This window comes from Nocardioides sp. Soil777 (genome assembly GCF_001428425.1).
GTDB classification, from domain to species: domain Bacteria; phylum Actinomycetota; class Actinomycetes; order Propionibacteriales; family Nocardioidaceae; genus Nocardioides; species Nocardioides terrigena.
This window is the reverse complement of record NZ_LMSN01000019.1, coordinates 130,087-149,041: the sequence shown is the minus strand read 5'-3', so window position 1 is coordinate 149,041 and position 18,955 is coordinate 130,087. Positions and strand designations below refer to the sequence as shown.

The following is an 18,955-nucleotide window of genomic DNA, read 5'->3' as shown; positions in this document are numbered from 1 at the left end:
CGCGGAGAGCGGCGTACGCCTGAGGAGCCTGCTGTGAGCGCCAACCCGGTCCGACTGTCTGCCATCACCGCCGTCGAGGCCTTCGTGCCGCCGCCGATCACCTTCGACCCCGGCGAGGAGCCCGGCGAGATCTTCGGCGAGAACGTCTTCAGCCTCACCGTGATGCAGAAGCGGCTGCCGAAGGCGGTCTACAAGTCGGTCCTCTCGACCATCGAGAAGTCCACGCCCCTCGACCCCGACGTCGCGGACGCGATCGCGTCGGCGATGAAGGACTGGGCCCTGGAGAAGGGCGCGACCCACTACGCCCACGTCTTCTACCCGCTGACCGGCCTGACCGCGGAGAAGCACGACAGCTTCCTCGACCCGGTCGGCGACGGCACCGCGTTCGCGTCGTTCTCCGGCAAGACCCTGACCCAGGGCGAGCCGGACGCCTCGTCCTTCCCCAACGGCGGCCTGCGCAACACGTTCGAGGCACGCGGCTACACGGGCTGGGACGTGATGAGCCCGGCGTACATCCTCGAGAACCCCAACGGCAACACGCTCTGCATCCCCACCATCTTCATCTCGATGACCGGGGAGGCGCTCGACCACAAGACCCCGGTCCTGCGCTCGCAGCAGGCGATGGCGGTGCACGCCCGGCGGGTGCTCCAGCTCTTCGGCCACCAGGACCCCGAGAACGTGGTGGCCTACTGCGGTCCCGAGCAGGAGTACTTCCTGGTCGACAGCCACTTCTTCCTCGCCCGCCCGGACCTGCTCAACGCCGGTCGCACCCTCTTCGGGGCCAAGCCGCCGAAGGGCCAGGAGTTCGACGACCACTACTTCGGGGCGATCCCCTCGCGCGTGCTCGGCTTCATGATGGACACCGAGCGGGAGCTCTTCAAGCTCGGCATCCCCGCCAAGACCCGCCACAACGAGGTCGCGCCCGGCCAGTTCGAGGTGGCGCCGATGTTCGAGCGGGCCAACGAGGCCTCCGACCACCAGCAGCTGCTGATGACCACCTTCAAGGCCGTCGCCAAGAAGCACGGCATGGAGTGCCTCTTCCACGAGAAGCCGTTCGAGGGCGTCAACGGCTCGGGCAAGCACGTCAACTTCTCCCTCGGCAGCTCCGAGCTCGGCAGCCTGCTCGTGCCCGGCGACACCCCGCACGACAACGCCCAGTTCCTCGTGTTCTGCGCCGCGGTCATCCGCGCCGTGCACAAGTACGGCGGCCTGCTGCGTGTCTCGGTCGCCTCGGCGTCCAACGACCACCGCCTCGGCGCCAACGAGGCCCCGCCCGCGATCATCTCGATCTTCCTCGGCGACCAGCTGGCCGACGTGTTCGACCAGATCGCCAAGGGTGGCGCGACCCGCTCCAAGGAGAAGGGCACGCTCACCATCGGCGTCGACACGCTGCCCAACCTCACCAAGGACCCGGGTGATCGCAACCGCACCTCGCCGTTCGCCTTCACCGGCAACCGGTTCGAGTTCCGCGCCCCGGGCTCCAACCAGACCGTCGCCGGCCCGATGGTCATGCTCAACACGATCATGGCCGAGGCGCTCGACCACTGCGCCACCACGCTCGAGGAGGCCGTCGCCGCCGGCACCGACTTCAACGAGGCGGTCCAGACGCTGCTGGCCGAGATCGTCGCCGACCACGGGGCGGTCATCTTCAACGGCAACGGCTACTCGGACGAGTGGCCGATCGAGGCCGAGCAGCGCGGGCTGAAGAACCTGCGCACCACGGTCGACGCGCTGCCCGAGCTGATCTCGCCCGAGGCCATCGAGCTGTTCGCGACGTACGGCGTGTTCAACGAGCACGAGGCCCACAGCCGCTTCGAGATCGGTGCCGAGCAGTACGTCCTCGCCGTCGCGGTCGAGGCCAACCTGACCCTCGAGATCGGTACGACGACGATCCTGCCGGCGGCCACGCGCTACCAGACCGAGCTCGCCCAGAACGTCGTCGCCCTGAAGGCCGCCGGCATCGACGCCGACTCCTCGGGCCTCGAGACCATCAGCGCCCACATCACGGAGCTGCGGGCCGGTCTCGCCGACCTGACGGCGGCGATCGCCCACGAGCACCCGGTGGACCTGCTCGAGGCCGCGACGTTCATGCGTGACTCGGTCATCCCCGCGATGGCCTCGGTCCGCGCCGCGGCCGACACGCTGGAGACCCTCGTCGCCGACGACCTGTGGCCGCTGCCGACCTACCAGGAGATGCTCTACATCCTCTGAGTCGTGCTCCGCGGCAGCCGCCGGGCGGGCTCCGGCGGGGTGAGGCACATACCCACCTTCGACGATGTCGGGGGCCGGATCGGCTCCTAGGGTCGAGCAGACAGTCGGCCTACGGGGGACGGCGCTGCCACTCGGAGGTCCGATGCACACGCACCACCATGCCCACCACCCGCTCGGTGCCCGCCGGTCCCGAGGACGGTCCGCGGGGGCGGTGCTCGCGAGCGGGCTCCTCCTCGCCGCCGGTGCGGCGGTGCCGGCACCGGCCGTGGCGGTCAACGCGGACCACGGTCAGCAGGTGGTCTCCGACGACCCGGTCAACGTGACACCGCACGTCATGAACGGCTCGGTCGACGCGGTGACGCAGATCGGCAACAAGGTCATCGCGGCCGGGACCTTCACCTCGGTCAGCCCGTCGAGCACCTTCACCAACACCGGCGACGACCTGGTCCGCAACCGCATCTTCGCCTTCGACGCGACCACCGGAGCCATCGACACCGCCTTCAACCCCAACCTCGGTGGGGCGGTCAACTCGCTCGACACCGACGGGACCCACGTCTACGTCGGGGGCAGCTTCGGCTCCGTCGGCGGCAACAGCGCGATCCGGCGGGTGGTCAAGCTGACCGCCGGCGGCGCGGTCGTCGGCTCCTTCAACGCGGTGCCCGACGGCGGCGTCAACGAGGTCGTGGTCCGCGGATCCCGCCTCTACGTCGGCGGCAGCTTCTCCGGCATCCGCTCGGGCACGACGACGACGCCACGCAGCAGGCTGGCCGTGCTCGACGCCTCGACCGGGGCGGTGTCGTCCAGCCTCGACGTCCCGTTCACGGGCGTCTACGACCCCGCCAACGGCGGTGGGGGCGGCACGGTCATCAAGCGGTTCGACGTCAGCGCCGACGGCAGCCGCCTGGTCGCCGTGGGCAACTTCGCCACGGTCGGCGGCCAGCCGCGGGTGCAGATCGCGATGCTCGACACCAGCGGTCCGAGTGCGACGGTCGCGTCGTGGGCGACCAACCGGTTCGACCGGGCCCACAACAACTGCGCCGCCGTGTTCGACACGTTCATGCGCGACGTCGACTTCGCCCCCGACGGCAGCTGGTTCGCGGTCAACACCACCGGCGCGTTCGCCGGCGGTGCGTCGAGCGGCACCCTGTGCGACACGACCACGCGCTGGGAGACGTCGTCGTCGGGCAACGACCCCACATGGGCCAACTACAGCGGTGGGGACACCCTCTATGGCGTCGCGGTCACCGGCAGCGCGGTCTACGTCGGCGGCCACCAGCGCTGGTCCAACAACTCCTTCCAGGGTGACCAGGCCGGGCCCGGCGCGGTCCCGCGCGAAGGGATCGCCGCGCTCGACCCGGTCAACGGCCTGCCGCTCTCGTGGAACCCGGGACGCGCGCGGGGGGTCGGGGCGCAGGCCCTGCACGCGACGCCCCAGGGCCTCTGGGTCGGCAGCGACACCAACTCCCTGGGCGGGGAGAGGCATGCGCGCATCGCGTTCATGCCGCTGGCCGGCGGCACCACGGTGCCGGCCGTGGAGGCGGCCCGGCTGCCCAACGACCTGTTCCTCGCCGAGCGCACCACGGGCGCGGGGGCGGGAGTGCTCTTCCGGTCCAACGCCGGCGGACCTGCGCTGCAGTCCGGGGACGGCGGCCCGGAGTGGAGCACCGACAACGGGGTCGTCAGCGGAGGCAGCGCTGCCGGCTGGGGCGCTGCGGTGCCGGTCGACAGCACGGTGCCGGACGGCACCCCGCCGGAGGTGTTCGTGACGGAGCGCTACGGCGCCCAGGACTGGAACTTCCCGGTCGCTCCGGGTCGAGCGGTCGAGGTGCGCCTCTACTTCGCCAACCAGTACGACGGCACCGGCACCGTCGGCGCCCGGGTGTTCGACGTGCTCATCGACGGCGTGACGAGGCTGTCGCGCTTCGACATCGTCGCCGCGGCGGGCGACAACCGCGGCACGATGCGGTCGTTCCCGATCACCGCCGACGCCGACGGGATCGACGTGGACCTCCGCGCGATCACCGAGAACCCCCTGATCAACGCGATCGAGATCGTCGACCCCGCGGCCGCCGACCCGACCGCCACCGAGGGTGCCCTGCTGCGACGGTCCGTCGACGCCACCGGCGCGCCCACCGGTGCCGCGACCCCGGTCAACACCGCGATCGACTGGTCGCGGCTGCGCGGAGGCTTCCTGGTCGACGGGACGCTCTACTACGGCCTGCCCGACGGGGGCTTCTACCGTCGCTCGTTCGACCCGTCCACGGGCGCCGTGGGCAGCCAGCAGACCGTCAACCTCTACGACGACCCCGACACCGGGGAGCGCATCCCGTTCGCGATCGCCAACCTCACCGGCACCTTCTACGACCCCGGCACCCACCGGATCTACTACACCGTCTTCAACGACGACCGGCTGTTCTACCGCTACTTCACCCCCGAGAGCCGGGTGGTCGGAGCCCAGACCTTCGTCGCCGACTCCGGTGGGGTGGGCCTCGGGGCCGTGGCCGGCATGACCCTCGCGGGCGACCGCGTCCTCTACGGCTCCTCGGCCGACGGTGCCCTGCGCTCGGTGCCGTTCGCGGACGGGCGCGTCACCGGAGGTCCCACCACGCTCAGCACGGACGGGACGTGGCGCTACCGCACCATCGTGGCCGGGGAGGGCACCGTCGCGGTCAACCAGCCGCCGACCGCCGCCGCCGCCGGGTCCTGCACAGTGTTGACCTGCGGGTTCACCGGGAGCGGCTCCGACCCCGAGGGCGGCCCGCTCCAGCTCGCGTGGGACTTCGGGGACGGCACGTCGGGCAGCGGGGCTGCGCCCACCCACACCTACGACGCCCCGGGCGACTACGAGGTGACCCTGACGGTCACCGACGACGCGGGAGCGACGGCGACCTCGACGGTCGTGGTCGGTGCGGTGCGCGCCAACGGCGACCCCGTCGCCGCCTTCACCTCCGGCTGCGACGGGCTCGCGTGCACGTTCGACGCCTCGGGCTCGCAGGACCCGGACGGCGACGACCTGCAGTACGCATGGTCGTTCGGTGACGGTGACACCGGGGCCGGGAGCACGCCGAGCCACACCTACGGGGCTGCGGGTGCCTACGACGTGACGCTGACGGTGACCGACCCGCTCGGCGCGACCGACGCGACCACCCGGTCCGTCGAGGTCGAGACCGGGGCCACCCAGCCGGGGGAGATCACGCCGGTCGGTGCCAGCTCGGTCAACCGCAACGCGCTCACCTTCCCGGTGACCGTGCCCGCCACGACGGAGCAGGGTGACGCGATGCTCCTCTTCCTGACCGAGAACCGCTCCGAGACCGTGGTGACGGGCCCGGGCCCGGGGTGGAGCCGGCTCGGTGCTCCCGTCGTCGACGGCACGTCGAGGACGACCGCGTGGTCCCGGGTCGCCCAGGACGGGGACGCCGGCGACCAGGTGTCCGTCTCGGTCGACCTCCGGACCAAGGCAGCGACGACCCTGCTCGTCTACCGCGGAGCGCACCCCGACAACCCGGTGGGAGCCTGGGCCGGTGCGGCCAAGCAGGGCACCAGCGCGACCCACCAGACGCCGGTCGTCGCCAACGTCGACGACGGGGCCTGGCGGATCTCCTACTGGGCGGTCAAGTCGTCCACCGTCACGACACTGACGGGTCCCGCCCAGGAGGTCGTGCGCGACTCCACCACCGGCGAGGGCAGCGGCCGGGTCCTCACCCTCGTCACCGACGGTGGCGGGGCGGGGTCCGCCGGGTCGCAGGGTGGTCTCGAGGCCCGGACCGACGACACGACCGGGATGGCGAGCACGTGGACGGTGATGCTGCGGCCCGCGCCCAACGGCTGAGGGACGAGCGCGGGCGCGGCTAGCGGAAGTCGCGCGACGACGCCCGCGCCTGCAGCACGGCGTCCGCCCCCGGCACGACGACGTCGATGGCCTCAACCCGGTCGGCGACGAGGTTGGTGACGCCCTCGTTGCGCTCGAGCCGCCCACGGATGACCACGGCCACGCGGTTGCGGGCGGCGTGCCGGTGGGCCTTCATCACCCCGATCGAGCACACGACGTTGAGCATGCCCGTCTCGTCCTCGAGGTTGAGGAAGGTGACGCCCATGGCGGTGCCCGGACGCTGGCGGTGGGTGACCAGCCCACCCACGTGGACACGGCGCCCGTGCTCGACGTCGTCGAGCTCGGCGACCGACCGGACTCCGGCGCGGCGCAGGTCGGCGCGCAGGTGATCGATCGGGTGCCGCTCGGGCGAGACCCCCGTGGCCCACAGGTCGGCCAGGGTGATCTCCGGCTCGCTCATGCCGGGCAGGGTGGGCGAGGCCGGGGACGGGGTGGTGCCGGGCAGGTGCTCGGCGCCCTCGGCGAAGCCCGCCGCCCAGAGGGCCTCCCGGCGGTCCAGCCCCCACGCGTCGAACGCGCCCGCCGTGGCCAGCGCCTCGAGCTGGCCGGTGGTCAGGTCCGCCCGGCGGGACAGGTCGGTGATGCCGGTGAACGGCGCCTCGTCGCGGGCGGCGACGATCCGGCGCGCCACCTCGAGGCCGATGCCGCGCACCGAGTCGAGCCCCAGCCGCACGGCCAGCGCGCCGTCCCGCCGGTGGGCGGGGACCGGGTCCGGGGTGCCCGGCACCCACTCGACGCGCTCGAATCGGGGCCGGCAGCACCCGTCGATCCCGGTGGCGGCGACCGGGCCGGTCACGACCGCCTCGAGGTCGGCCTGTGCCGCGGACCGGGTGACGTCCGGACGGCGTACGTCGACCCCGTGCCGCCGCGCGTCGCCGACCAGCGACTGCGGGGAGTAGAAGCCCATCGGCTGGTTGCGCAGCAGGCCGGCCAGGAACGCCGCCGGGTAGTGCAGCTTGAACCAGGACGAGGCGTAGACCAGCAGCGCGAAGGACAGGGCGTGCGACTCGGCGAAGCCGAAGTTGGCGAAGGAGAGGATCTTGACGTAGATCGAGTCGGCCAGGTCGCCGGTGATCCCGCGTCGCTCCATGCCGGCGTACAGCTTCTGCTTGACCGACTCGATGCGCTCGACACCGCGCTTTGAGCCCATGGCGCGCCGCAGCAGGTCGGCGTCGTCGCGGCTGCAGTCGCCCAGGGTGACCGCCATCGCCATCAGCTGCTCCTGGAACAACGGCACGCCCTTGGTGCGCTCCAGCACGGGGACGAGCTCGGGGTGGTCGTAGGTGACCGCCTCCTGCCCGGTGGCCCGGCGTACGTAGGGATGGACGGCGCCGCCCTGGATAGGGCCGGGGCGGATGAGGGCGATCTCGATGGCGAGGTCGTAGAACTCGCGCGGGCGCAGTCGCGGCAGCGTGCCGATCTGGGCCCGGCTCTCGACCTGGAACACCCCGATCGAGTCGGCCCGGCAGAGCATGTCGTAGACCGCGGGCTCCTCCTTGGGCATCGTCGCGAGGTCCCACTGCTCGCCCAGGTGGTCGGCGACCAGGCGCATCATGTGGTCGAGCGCGCCGAGCATGCCCAGGCCGAGCAGGTCGAACTTCACCAGGCCCATCGACTCGCAGGCGTCCTTGTCCCACTGCAGCACGGTGCGGCGGTCCATCCGGGCCCGCTCGATCGGGCAGACCTCGCCGATCGGCCGCTCGGTGAGGACCATCCCGCCGGAGTGGATGCCGAGGTGGCGGGGGGCACCCATCAGCTCCTCGGCGAGCGCCACGACGCTCGGCGGGACGTCGTGGGCAGCCGGGTCGCCCTGGTCTCCTGCCACCACGGACTGCCATCCGTCGATCTGCTTGGACCAGGCGTCCTGCTGGCCGGGGGAGAAGCCGAGCGCCTTCGCGGCGTCACGCACCGCCATCCGCGGCCGGTAGGTGATGACGTTGGCGACCTGGGCGGCGTTGCGGCGACCGTAGGTGTCGTAGACCCACTGGATGACCTCCTCGCGCCGGTCGGAGTCGAAGTCGACGTCGATGTCGGGCTCCTCGTCGCGGTGGGCGGAGATGAACCGCTCGAAGGGCAGCCGGTAGAAGACGGCGTCGACCGCGGTGATCCCGAGGGCGTAGCAGACCGCGGAGCTCGCCGCGGATCCCCGGCCCTGGCACAGGATGCGCTGCTCGCGGGCGAAGGCGACGATGTCGTGGACGATGACGAAGTAGCCGGCGAAGTCCTTGTCCGCGATGACCCGCAGCTCGTGCTCGAGGCGCTCGCGCGCCTCACGCTCGTGGGGCACACCGGCGTACCGCTCGGTGAAGCCACGCTCGGCGAGCACCCGCAACCACGAGTCCGCGGTGTGGCCGTCGGGGATCTGCCGCTTGGGCAGCGCGGGCGACGCCTTGCGCAGGTCGAAGGCCAGCTCGTCGGCGAGCGAGACGCTGCGCGCGACCGCCCTGCGTCCGATGTCGTGGGGGTACGCCGCGAGCGCCGCGGCCGTCTCGGCGCCGCTGCGCAGGTGGGCCGAGCCGGACAGGTCGAGCCAGCCGTCCAGCTCGGCCAGGCTGCGGCGAGCGCGCACCGCGGCCATCGCCGAGGCCAGCCGGTGCTTCCGGGGCGTGGCGTGGTGGACGTTGCCGGCCGCGACGACGTCGAGGCCGCGGGCAGCGGCCAGCCGGACGAGCGACTCGTTGGTGGCGTCGGCGCCGGGGCGCGGGGAGAGCTCGGCGAGGACGTGCTCGGGTCCGAAGAGGGCCGTCAGCCGGTCGAGAGCCAAGCCGGCCGCGCCCTCACCGCCCTGTGCGAGCGCCTGCCGGACCGTGCCCTTGCGGCACCCCGTCAGCACCACCCAGTGACCGCGGCCGCGCTCGGCCAGGTCGTCGAGGTCGTAGTGGGGGCGGCCCTTCTCGTCGCCGCGCAGGTGGGCGTCGGTCATCGCGGCGGCGAGCCGGTGGTAGCCCTCGACCCCCCGGGCCAGCACCAGCAGGTGGCTCCCCTCGGGGTCGGGCACGCCGTTCTGCGGCGCGGTGAGGTCGAGGGACAGCTCGGCGCCGAAGACGGTGGGCAGGGCGTACGCCGCCGCGGCCTCGGCGAGCATCGGCGCGGCGTAGAAGCCGTCGTGGTCGGTGACCGCGAGGGCGTGCAGGCCGAGGCGCACGGCCTCCTCGACGAGCTCGGCGGGGGAGCTGGCCCCGTCGAGGAAGCTGAAGTGGCTGTGGCAGTGCAGCTCGGCGTACGGCGTGACGGCCGCGGGTCGCTCGATCGACCTGGCCTCGGTGGAGGCGCGCTTGCGTCGGGACACCGGCGCGTCGTCGGCCCCCGGCAGGCCGCTCAGCCGGCGCTCGAGCTCCTTCCAGTGCATGGCGGGGTTGTTCCAGCCCATCAGCGCGCCCCCTCGGCGAGACGTCGGTCAGTCATAACCGGCCTCCAGGGACCAGCCCTCCGGCCCACGCAGCAGCAGCCAGGCCCGTCCGTCGGCCCCGACCAGCTGGAAGCGGGCGCTGGGGCCGGACCCTCCCGACCACCAGCCCTCGTCGGTGGGCCACGGCCCGGCCCAGGCGGTCACCGGCTGCCACGGCAGGCCCTGCCCTCCTGCGCCGCCCCCGACACGGAAGCGCCGGGGCTCGCCGGTGACCACGCCCCGGTCGGTGACGCAGACTTCGCGGCCCGCGTCGTCCACGACCTCGGCGACCGGTGGCGTCGCGAACACGCGGACCGGGGCGGGCCCCGGCACCCGACCCGGCCACGGCCGGTCGACCGGGCGCAGGTCGACCGCGCGCTCGCCCCACGGCACCAGCGCCTGCCGGGCCGCGGGGCTGCGACCGCCCTGCAGCACCGGACGGCGTACGGCGTCGAAACCGACCATGCCCTGCACCCGGGCCACGCCCCGCTCGACGAGGTCGTCGGACGCCGCACCCCACAGCGCCTCGCCGTGGGCGGCCGCCGGCTCGACCACCTCGGGCACGAAGCGGACCCGGTCGATCGGGGCACGCACCGTGCCGGACTGCTTGCGCGCGCGCAGCGAGCCGCCGACTCCCGCCCCCTGCAGCTGCCAGTGCACCCGGTCGACCAGGTCGCGGGCACCGAAGTGGCGCGGGTGCAGCCACGCGCGGGACGAGCAGACGACCCCGTCGGCCTCGGCCTCGACGCGCACCCCGGTGGCGACGAGCTGGTGGTGCGCCAGCTGCGAGACGAACCGCTCGGCGGTGGTGCGCACGCTGAACGTGATCGCCTCGACCGAGTCCAGGGGCGGCTCGAACGACACGTCGGCGTCGAGCTCGGGGGGAGGGGTGCGGGCGGCGAAGAGGGCGCGGTCCTCTCCGCGGGCCCGCCGCCGGACCTCGGCGCCGTAGCTGCCCAGCCGGTGCTCGACGGCGTCACCCGGCAGGTCGGCCAGGTCGCCCAGCGTACGGAGGCCGAGCCGCTGCAGCAGGCCGACCAGCTCCCGGCCCCGGCTGCCGTCGTCCTGCAGCACGTGCACGGGCAGGCCGCGCAGGAACGACGCGGAACCGCCGGCCGGGACGACCACCCACGACTGGACCTCGGAGGTGCGAGCCGCCTGCTCGGCGGTGAAGAGGTCGTCGGCGATGCCGACCCGCACGTCCCAGACGCCGCCCTCGACCAGGGCCTGGCACGCCGTCGCGGCGGCCGCGGTCTCGGTGCCGTACCAGCTGCCGGGGGCTCGCACGGCGAGCAGGCCGGGGCGCAGCGCGGCCACCCCGGGACGCAGGTCCTCGACGAGGGCCAGGACCGGCTCGAAGGCCCGGGCGTCACGGTCGGGGTTGGCCGGCAGCAGCACCAGCTCGGGGCACCGGGACTGGGCGTCTCGTCGGCGTTGTCCGCGCCGCACGCCCTCGCTGCGGGCGGGGCCGTTGCACACCTCGACGACGTTGGCGGAGAGCACGGCGGCGGGGGAGCGGTTGGACCGTCCGGCCTCGTCGAGCGCGGCCACCACCGACCAGTCGGGGCACCAGACCACCATGACCCTCATCGCCAGGCTCACCCGGACGCCTGGCGGATCTCGCGCACCTGGCGGTCGACGCGTGGCTCGACCCGGTGCACCCCCGGCCAGGTCAGGTCCTCCCGCCGCGGCGGGCGCGCTCCGCGGCGTACGACGACGCGACCACGCCGCTCCCGCAGGTGCCCGGTGCCGGCCGCCGGACCGTCCCAGTCGGAGGCCTCGACGCCGACCCTGGCCTCCACCCGCGGCCAGTCGCCGTGGACCACCAGCACCGAGGAGCGCGTCCGCAGGCGCGAGTCGAGGAGCCCCGCCGTCTTCTCGTCGACGGAGGCCGGGGGCCGCAGCACCACGACCCGGAGCACGTCGACCAGCGCCGCCGTCACCTCGAGCCAGTGCTCGCCCGGGTCCGGGACCAGCACGGTGCGCGACAGCTCGATGCCCAGCTCGGCGGCCGCCTCGGCACCGAAGTCGGCGCACCCGGCGAAGCCGATCCACTCCCCGGCCCGGGAGGCTCCGGCGGCCAGCGCGAGCGCGAGCGAGGCGGAGTCGACGGCGTACGTCGAGCCGGCCTGCAGCGACACGAGGTCGGCGAGCCCGGGCAACGTCGCCACGGGCTGGCGTGCGGTCCGGCCCTCCATGGCGACCATGCGCTCGCGCAGCTGCTCGACCACCGAACGCCCGGGGTCGAGCGGGGTGACGGAGCGGGCGGACGACATGCGTCCATGATCGAACACGTGTTCGAGTCCGTCAAGCGCGCGCCCACCGGTGGACAGGTGACGAGGGCGCCACCGTACACAGGGTCAGCGCGAGTCCGCCCGGTGCGCCACGAGGCGAGGCAGACCTACCAGCAGCACCAGGAGCACGAGCAGCGAGAGCGTGCCGGCCACGACCGCGGCGCTCCGGTCGAGCACCACGTCGACGACGAGGAACGCGATGCCCGCCAGCAGCAGGGCGATGAGGGCGAGGGCCAGCTCGGTCAGCAGGTGGGCCGCGTGGACGAGCTCGGGCTTGCTCCCGTCCCGGAACAGGCGCCGGTGGATGGCCACGGGCGACAACGTCACCCCGACGGTCAGGAAGGCGAGCCCGAGCAAGCCGACGTACCACCGTCGCTGGAAGGCGTCGAGGTCGCCGAAGCCGGACTGGAAGGGGAGCGTCACCAGGAAGCCCGCCAAGAGCTGCACGCCGGTCTGGCTGACCCGCAGCTCCTGCAGCAGGTCGATCCAGTTGCGGTCGGCGCGCTCCTCGCGGGTCTCGCTCCGGCCCTCGTCGTGGCCTTGCGTCACGCTCCGAGCGTACGACGTCCGCGACGCGCCGAGCGCGGTCCGACCACCCCTGGGGGGATCTGCAGATCACCTTCGACTCGTCGTGTCATGAATGCGCTCCTCGGTCGTCCCACTCCCCGAGGGGCAGCTGACGACGAAAGCAGGTGCACGGTGGAGCTGATCGACGCGATGCGACAGGCCATGGGATTCTCCGAGCGCGACTTCTGGGAGTGCGAGCAGGAGGCCGACCGGATCTACCGCAAGCTGACCGGCACCGAGCTCCCGGCGTACGACGCGCGCACCTGACGGCTACGTCGCGCCCTCGGGGTCGTAGCAGGCGAGCAGCAGCGCCAGGTCGTCGTCGAGGGCGTGGCCCGCGGCCTCCTTCAGCGACGCCAGCAGGCCGTCCAGCGCCGTGCCGAAGTCCGACCGGCCCACCGAAGGCAGGAACGGCGTCGGGTCGACGAAGCCGCCACCGGGCGAGCGGGCCTCGATCAGCCCGTCGGTGAACAGCAGCAGGCGGTCCCCGGGGGCGAGCCTGCCGCGGCCGACCACGGGATCGACGCCGAGGCCGAGCGGCGGTGAGTGGTCCAGGGCGATCGCCTCGACCACGCCCCGGGCGGACAGCAGGACCGGCGCGGGATGTCCGCACGAGACGACGTCGAAGCAGCCGTCGGCACGGATGTCGACGAGGATCCCGGTCACGAAGTCCTCGGCGTCCGGCAGGTAGGGCAGGATGCGGCGATCGATCTCCCGGGCCACGTGGGCGACGTCGCCGGTGCCGGCGGCGGCCGCCCGGAACTCACCGAGCACCACGGTCGCGGTGCGGACGGCGGCGAGGCCCTTGCCCCGCACGTCGCCGACCAGCATGCGCACGGACGAGGGGCCGGGGACGATCTCGTAGAGGTCGCCGCCGATCTGTGCCTCGACGGCCGCGGACAGGTAGCGGGCGGACAGGGCCACCGGCCCGACCCGGGCGGGCGGTGGTGCCAGGATGGCACGCTGCGCGGCCTCGGCGACCAGGGTCACTCCGGCGAGCCGCTCGGACTGGTGCTCGAAGGTGGCGGCCGTGTCCAGGGCGACGGCCACCCGGTCGGCCACCGCCTCGAGGAAGGCGACGTCCTCCTCGCCGTAGCGTCGGCCCGACTCGGCGTGGATGAGCGTGAGCGTCCCCACCACGCCGTCGCGCCCGATGAGCGGCACGATGATGGCGCTGGTGAGGCCCAGCCCCTGGAGGAGCTCCAGGTGCTCGGCGCTGGTGGCGGACGCCTCGATGAGCTCGGCGGGGATGAACGGGTAGATCTCCGTCTGCCCGGTGCGCGCGACGAGGGCGGACCCCTCGGGTGCGTCCATCCGGGTCGGGAAGGCTCCCATCAGCGAGCGTGCCCACTCCGTGGTGTCGGGGTCACGGTGCTGGAGGGACACGGTCTCGAGCCGGCCGTCGCGGAGGAGCTGGAGCGAGCACCAGTCCGCGAAGCGCGGCACGAGGAGTCGACCGACCTCCGTGACCGTGGTGTCCATGTCGAGGCTGCGGGACAGGCTCATCGAGGCCTCGGCGAGCAGGACGGTGCGCTGCGTGGCGGCATCGTGGTCCTGGAGCTCAGCGGCGCGGCGTACGGCACTGGTGAGGGCCCCCGCGAGCGAGTGGAGGAACCCGTCCTCGTGCGGCGTGAAGAGGTCCGGGGGGAAGGTGATGGCCAGGAGCCCGTACGTCGTGCCGTCCCTGTGGAGGGGGAGCAGGTGGAGGCTGCGGTCGGTCGAGTAGTAGCCGGCCAGGTCGGGGAAGGCAGCCACGATCTCCTTGACCGACCGGTAGTGCACGTCCCTGCCCTCGCGCACCGCGACCGCGCCGGGCAGGTCGCTGGTGAGCGGGACCTCCTGATAGTGGTCCGCCCCGCTCCCGGACCGCCCGTGCCACGTGAGGGTCCTCAGCACGCCGTCGGCGTCCAGGGTGAGCACCATGGCCGACGTGGCGCCCAGGGTGCCCATCGTGTGGCCGACGAACCCCTCCGCCACGTCCTTGACCGTGCGGGCGCCGGTCAGCTCCACGGCGAGGGCGTCGAGCACTCGCTGTGCAAGGGTCGTCGTGCGGACGAGGCGTTCGCGACGGGCGGTGTTGGCCCGGGCGGCCAGCAGGGCCAGGCCGCAGATGAGCACGCAGGTGGCGAAGCGGATGGCCCAGTCGCGCTCGCCGAGGTTGTCGTTCCAGACGCCGGACGCGATCGAGGCCACGAGGGTCAGGCCGGCGACGCCTGCCGTGCGGCGCAGGTCCGCGTTGATCGCGGTCAGCACGGCCGCGCCGGCGTAGGCGCCGTTGATCTGGCGTCCGAGGACGACGTCCACGGCGATCATCACCCCGAGCAGCAGCACCCCGGTGACCCAGGACAGGCCCCCGGGCTCGCCGCGCGCTGGGGTGGGTGAGGCCACGGTGTCCCTCGGATCTCCGGGGCGCCAGGGTCAGCCGGTCGCGGGCGCCGCACTGATGACCGTGTGCCCACGATAATCCCGTCGGGGCCGCCCGGTCGCGGTTCTCCGGAAGTACGTGCGGGCTCACCCTAAGCGGGTGGGGACGACCCGCGACGGGGACGCCTAGTGTCGACATCGGCTGGGTCCCTCCAGCCGGGATCCGCTCGTGGCGGTGCGCTGCCAACGGTGCGGGGGAGCGTGGAGGCGGCTCACGATGGCAGCAGACGCGGAGACCACCGAGCCCGGAATGCGTGTCGGGCCGACGAGCGAGTTCAGCCTGTTCTTCCGGGTCCTGGACGGCCAGGGGCCTTCCCTCCGGGCCGCCCTCCTGGAGCTGCAGGGGACGCCGGGCTATCGCCCCGGTGACTACGGGATGGCGATCCAGACGATCCACGAGGCCCGGTTCGTGCTGTTCGACGACGACACCCGGCTCGCCTTCATCACCAGCTTCGACGGACCGTGGGACGCCTACATGGAGGACTTCTTCACCTCCGGGCCGACCCTGGCCCTGTTCGACGTGATCTTCCGACACGTCGAGGGGTACGACGGGCTCCCCGACCTGGCGGCCGTGCGAGCCTTCGTCCTCGGCGCCGAGCAGCCGGCGGCGGCGTACGCCCGCAACTACCCGGGCACGGTCAAGGAGATCCGCAAGGCGCAGCGCGTCAGTGCGGCGTTCCAGCAGGTGCTCGACCATCCTCAGGCCGCCGAGGCCCTGGCCCACCCGGCTCTGCAGCCCCTGCTGGACGAGGCCGCCGATTAGCGGCGTGCGGGCGTGGAGGTGCCGCTGTGTCTGACCACATCTCCGGACCCCGCGCCCTCTCGGACCCGATCGCGGACATCACCGACGTCTATGCCTTCCCCAGTCCCGAGACCGCGGGGCGCCTCGTGCTGGTCGTCAACACCCTGCCGATGGCAGCGCCGGACGCGCTGTTCTCCGCCGGTCTGCTCTACCGCTTCCGGTTGAGGCCGCTCACGCGCTCGGACGACGGGTCCGGGTGGGGCTTCGTGCCCGGCGACGAGGAGCTGGTGCTCGACTGCGTGTTCGACGCGCCGGAGCACGTGGCGGACGGGACGGGTGAGCATCGGCAACGGGGGACGTGCGTGACACCCGGTGGGGAGCAGGTGTCCTTCCTCGTCAACGACGAGGCAGGTGGTGAGGGGCGCGGCCTGAGGGTCTTCGCCGGTGTCCGGTGGGACCCGTTCATCATGGACGCCCGCGCGGCCCTGGCCACGATCGCGACGCGGAAGCTCGCGTTCACCGATCCCGGCTCGATCTTCCTGGACGGAAAGAACGTGCTGGGCCTCGTCATCGAGCTCGACACCGGCTTCCTGCCGGGCTGGGAGCTCGTGGGGGTCGTCGCCGAGACCCTGACCCGCGGCGAGTTCAACGTCCGGATCGAGCGGGTCGGCCGCCCCGAGGTCAAGAACATGATGCTTGCCCCGAAGGAGTTCGATCCGGTCAACAGGGACCTGGAGATCCGCGACCTCTACAACATGGAGGACGCGTTCCACCTCGGCGACTCCTACGCAGGCGCCTTCCGGGCCCGGCTCGACGCCAACCTCGCCTTCTGGGACGGCCTCGACGGCACCCAGGACTGGCCGGTCGGCGAGGACGGCAGCCACCCGCTCACCGACCTGGTGCTCGCCGACCACCTCGTCCTCGACATCACCAGGCCCTACGTGGAGACGGGGTCGTTCCTCGAGATCGAGCTGGCCGCCCGACGAGGTGAGCCCCACGCGACGTGCGGGGGCCGGACCCTGAACGACGACGTGATGGACACGATCTTCACCCAGCTCGTCAACGCCGGCCGCGGCCCCACGATCCGCGACGGCGTCGACGGCGCCACCCGTCCGGGGACCGACGCCTTCCCGTACCTGGCGCGGCCGAACCCGGACCCGCCCGAGCCGCCCGAGCACCACTGAGCATGGAAGGTGCGTGATGCGGGTGGACGCCACCCCGGGTGTGACCCTGGAGCTCGAGGACATCCAGGCCGGCGCGTTGTACGAGCGCCCCTCTCCCTACGTCGGCACCTACCTGCTCCTGCGCATCGCCGACCGCGCCGACGGTCGTGAGCTCGTCCGTCGGCTGCACCGGATCGTCAACCCGGCCGGGGGTGCCGACGGAGGCGGTGAGACCTCGCTGACGGTCGCCTTCACCTACCGCGGGCTCGAGGCGCTCGGGGTGCCGCAAGAGTCCCTGGACACGTTCGCACCCGAGTTCCGTCAGGGGATGGCGGCCCGGGCCGAGATCCTGGGGGACACGGGCGAGAGTGCTCCCGACCAGTGGGAGAAGCCCCTGGGCACCGACGACGTGCACGTCGCCATCGCCGTCCTGTCCTCCGACGAGGACCGGCTCGCTGCCGTCGCGGAGAAGGCCCGCGCGGCCCACGCCGAGCTCCCCGGGATCGACCTGGTCTGGCGCCAGGACTGCTACCAGCTCGCGACCGGGCGGACGTCGTTCGGCTTCAAGGACGGCATCGGCCAGCCTGCGGTGGAGGGGAGCGGGCGACCTGCCACGGATGCCCGCGAGCGGCCACTGCGGGCCGGCGAGATCATCCTCGGCTATCCCGACGAGACGGGAGAGCTGCCGCCCATGCCGAGCCCCGACGTGCTGGGACGCAACGGCACGTACGTCGTGTTCCGCAAGCTGCACACCAAGGTGGCGGCGTACCGCAGCTATCTCCGCGCCCGGGCCGCGACCCGGGCCGAGGAGGACCTGCTCGGGGCCAAGATGGTCGGGCGCTGGCAGAGCGGCGCACCCCTCGCGGTCTCGCCCGACGCGGACGACCCGGAGCTCGGGGGAGACCCACGGCGCAACAACGACTTCGGCTTCGGCGACGACCCCCGCGGGTTCAAGTGCCCGGTGGGTGCCCACGCGCGCCGGGCGAACCCGCGCGACGCCCTCGACGACGAGGGCAGCGTGGACGTCCGGCTGCACCGGATGATCCGACGGGGCACCAGCTACGGGCCGATGCTGCCCGACGGGGTGACCGAGGACGACGGCGTCGACCGGGGCATCGTCTTCGTCTTCGCCGGCGCCCACCTCAAGCGTCAGTTCGAGTTCGTCAAGACGCAGTGGCTCAACGACGGCATCTTCATCGGCGCCCCGCTCGAGTCCGACCCCCTCGTCGGCCCTCACCACGACCCCAGCAGCTTCACGATCCCGCAGCGCCCGATCCGCCGGAAGCTGCACGACCTGCCGCCGTTCGTGATCACCCGTGGCGGTGAGTACTGCTTCGCGCCGAGCCTGAGCGCGCTGCGCTGGCTCGCCGAGCTGGACACCTGACCTGCTCCACAGAGAGGACGCACGATGAGCTCACCACCCACCGACCGTTGGGCAGCGCTCGACTTCGGGCCGCCCGCCCCCGACGTCGAGGAGACCGAGGCGCCCGTGCTCCTCGACTACCTGTCCGACGGGCGGGTCGCCCGGATCACCCTGAACCGGCCGCACGCCGACAACGCGATCACCACCGAGATGGGCGCGTTGCTGACCGAGGTCGTCGAGGAGGTCGCCGTGCGTACGGCGGTGCGCGTGGTCGTCCTCACCGGCGCCGGCGACCGCGCCTTCTCGGTGGGCAGCGACCTGCGCCAACGCAAGGCCATGACCAAGGAGGACTGGCTGCGCCAACGCCAGGCCTTCGACCGCACCCTCTACACGGTCCGGCAGCTGCGCAAGCCGATCTTCGCCGCCGTCAACGGGATCGCGTACGGCGGCGGCTGCGAGCTGGCCCAGAGCACCGACTTCATCATCGCCTCGACCAGTGCGACCTTCGGGCAGCCCGAGGCCATGCTGGGACTCGCGGCCGGCGGCGGCTCGCCGGCGCTGCTGCCGCGTCTGCTGCCCCGCGGCAAGGCCCTGCAGATGCTCATGACCGGAGACCCCGTCGATGCCCGGGAGGCGTACCGGCTCGGCATGGTCAACGAGCTCCACGACCCCGGTGAGCTGATGCCGGCGGCGCTGCGCATCGCCGACAAGATCGCCGCCAACTCACCGACCGCCGTGCAGTCGGTGAAGCGTGCGGTGCAGCTGGGCGAGGGTCAACCGGTCGAGCAGGCGATCGCGATCATGATGGACGCCCACTGGCGTTCGGCCGTCCATCCCGACCGCGTCGAGGGCATCGGTGCCTTCAACGACGGTCGCGAACCGACCTTCGACGACTCCGACTTTTGAGACGTCCT

12 protein-coding genes are annotated in these 18,955 nt (G+C 72.7%); 7 read left to right on the top strand and 5 right to left on the bottom strand.

Annotation, left to right across the window (positions count from 1 at the left end; translation table 11 throughout):
• Positions 1–33: 33 nt before the first annotated feature.
• Both ASG88_RS19040 and ASG88_RS19035 read left to right on the top strand, forming a co-directional pair.
• Positions 34–2,211, top strand: a complete 2,178-nt coding sequence (locus tag ASG88_RS19040; RefSeq protein ID WP_056889024.1) for a glutamine synthetase III — start codon at positions 34–36, stop codon at positions 2,209–2,211.
• A gap of 142 nt (positions 2,212–2,353) precedes the next feature.
• Positions 2,354–6,040, top strand: a complete 3,687-nt coding sequence (locus ASG88_RS19035) for a PKD domain-containing protein (RefSeq protein ID WP_162259877.1) — start codon at positions 2,354–2,356, stop codon at positions 6,038–6,040.
• 19 nt (positions 6,041–6,059) lie between these two features.
• On the opposite strand, the gene ASG88_RS19030 is transcribed toward ASG88_RS19035, so the two are convergent.
• From ASG88_RS19030 to ASG88_RS19015, 4 genes are all read right to left on the bottom strand, one after another.
• A complete protein-coding gene (locus tag ASG88_RS19030; RefSeq protein WP_056889022.1) occupies positions 6,060–9,470 on the bottom strand; it encodes an error-prone DNA polymerase in 3,411 nt (1,136 codons plus the stop codon).
• Between the two features lie 27 nt (positions 9,471–9,497).
• Positions 9,498–11,090, bottom strand: coding sequence for a Y-family DNA polymerase (locus tag ASG88_RS19025; RefSeq protein ID WP_235534925.1), 1,593 nt, complete (start codon positions 11,088–11,090; stop codon positions 9,498–9,500).
• The gene (locus ASG88_RS19020; RefSeq protein WP_056889021.1) at positions 11,087–11,764 is read right to left on the bottom strand and encodes a hypothetical protein; all 678 of its coding nucleotides are present in this window, start codon (positions 11,762–11,764) and stop codon (positions 11,087–11,089) included. The genes ASG88_RS19025 and ASG88_RS19020 overlap by 4 nt, the downstream gene beginning before the upstream one ends.
• Before the next feature lie 84 nt (positions 11,765–11,848).
• On the bottom strand, positions 11,849–12,331 hold the full coding sequence (locus tag ASG88_RS19015) for a DUF6328 family protein (protein WP_056889020.1): 483 nt from the start codon (positions 12,329–12,331) through the stop codon (positions 11,849–11,851).
• A 150-nt stretch (positions 12,332–12,481) separates the two neighbouring features.
• Here ASG88_RS19015 and ASG88_RS24110 point away from each other — a divergent pair, with 150 nt between their 5' ends.
• A complete protein-coding gene (locus ASG88_RS24110) occupies positions 12,482–12,616 on the top strand; it encodes a hypothetical protein (RefSeq protein ID WP_268791602.1) in 135 nt (44 codons plus the stop codon).
• Positions 12,617–12,619: 3 nt separating this feature from the next.
• Here the strand turns inward: ASG88_RS24110 and ASG88_RS19010 are convergent, their stop codons facing one another.
• Positions 12,620–14,737, bottom strand: a complete 2,118-nt coding sequence (locus ASG88_RS19010) for a PP2C family protein-serine/threonine phosphatase (RefSeq protein ID WP_056889019.1) — start codon at positions 14,735–14,737, stop codon at positions 12,620–12,622.
• A gap of 253 nt (positions 14,738–14,990) precedes the next feature.
• Between ASG88_RS19010 and ASG88_RS19005 the strand changes: the two genes are divergently transcribed.
• The 4 genes from ASG88_RS19005 to ASG88_RS18990 are packed head-to-tail and all read left to right on the top strand — an operon-like array spanning position 14,991 to position 18,947.
• A complete protein-coding gene (locus ASG88_RS19005) occupies positions 14,991–15,536 on the top strand; it encodes a hypothetical protein (protein ID WP_157559830.1) in 546 nt (181 codons plus the stop codon).
• Between the two features lie 26 nt (positions 15,537–15,562).
• Entirely contained in the window at positions 15,563–16,699 is a 1,137-nt protein-coding gene (locus tag ASG88_RS19000; protein ID WP_056889017.1) for a DUF4331 family protein, read from the top strand.
• 16 nt (positions 16,700–16,715) lie between these two features.
• The gene (locus ASG88_RS18995) at positions 16,716–18,062 is read left to right on the top strand and encodes a Dyp-type peroxidase (RefSeq protein WP_056889016.1); all 1,347 of its coding nucleotides are present in this window, start codon (positions 16,716–16,718) and stop codon (positions 18,060–18,062) included.
• Positions 18,063–18,086: 24 nt separating this feature from the next.
• Positions 18,087–18,947, top strand: a complete 861-nt coding sequence (locus ASG88_RS18990; RefSeq protein WP_056889015.1) for an enoyl-CoA hydratase/isomerase family protein — start codon at positions 18,087–18,089, stop codon at positions 18,945–18,947.
• The last annotated feature ends 8 nt before the right edge of the window (positions 18,948–18,955 follow it).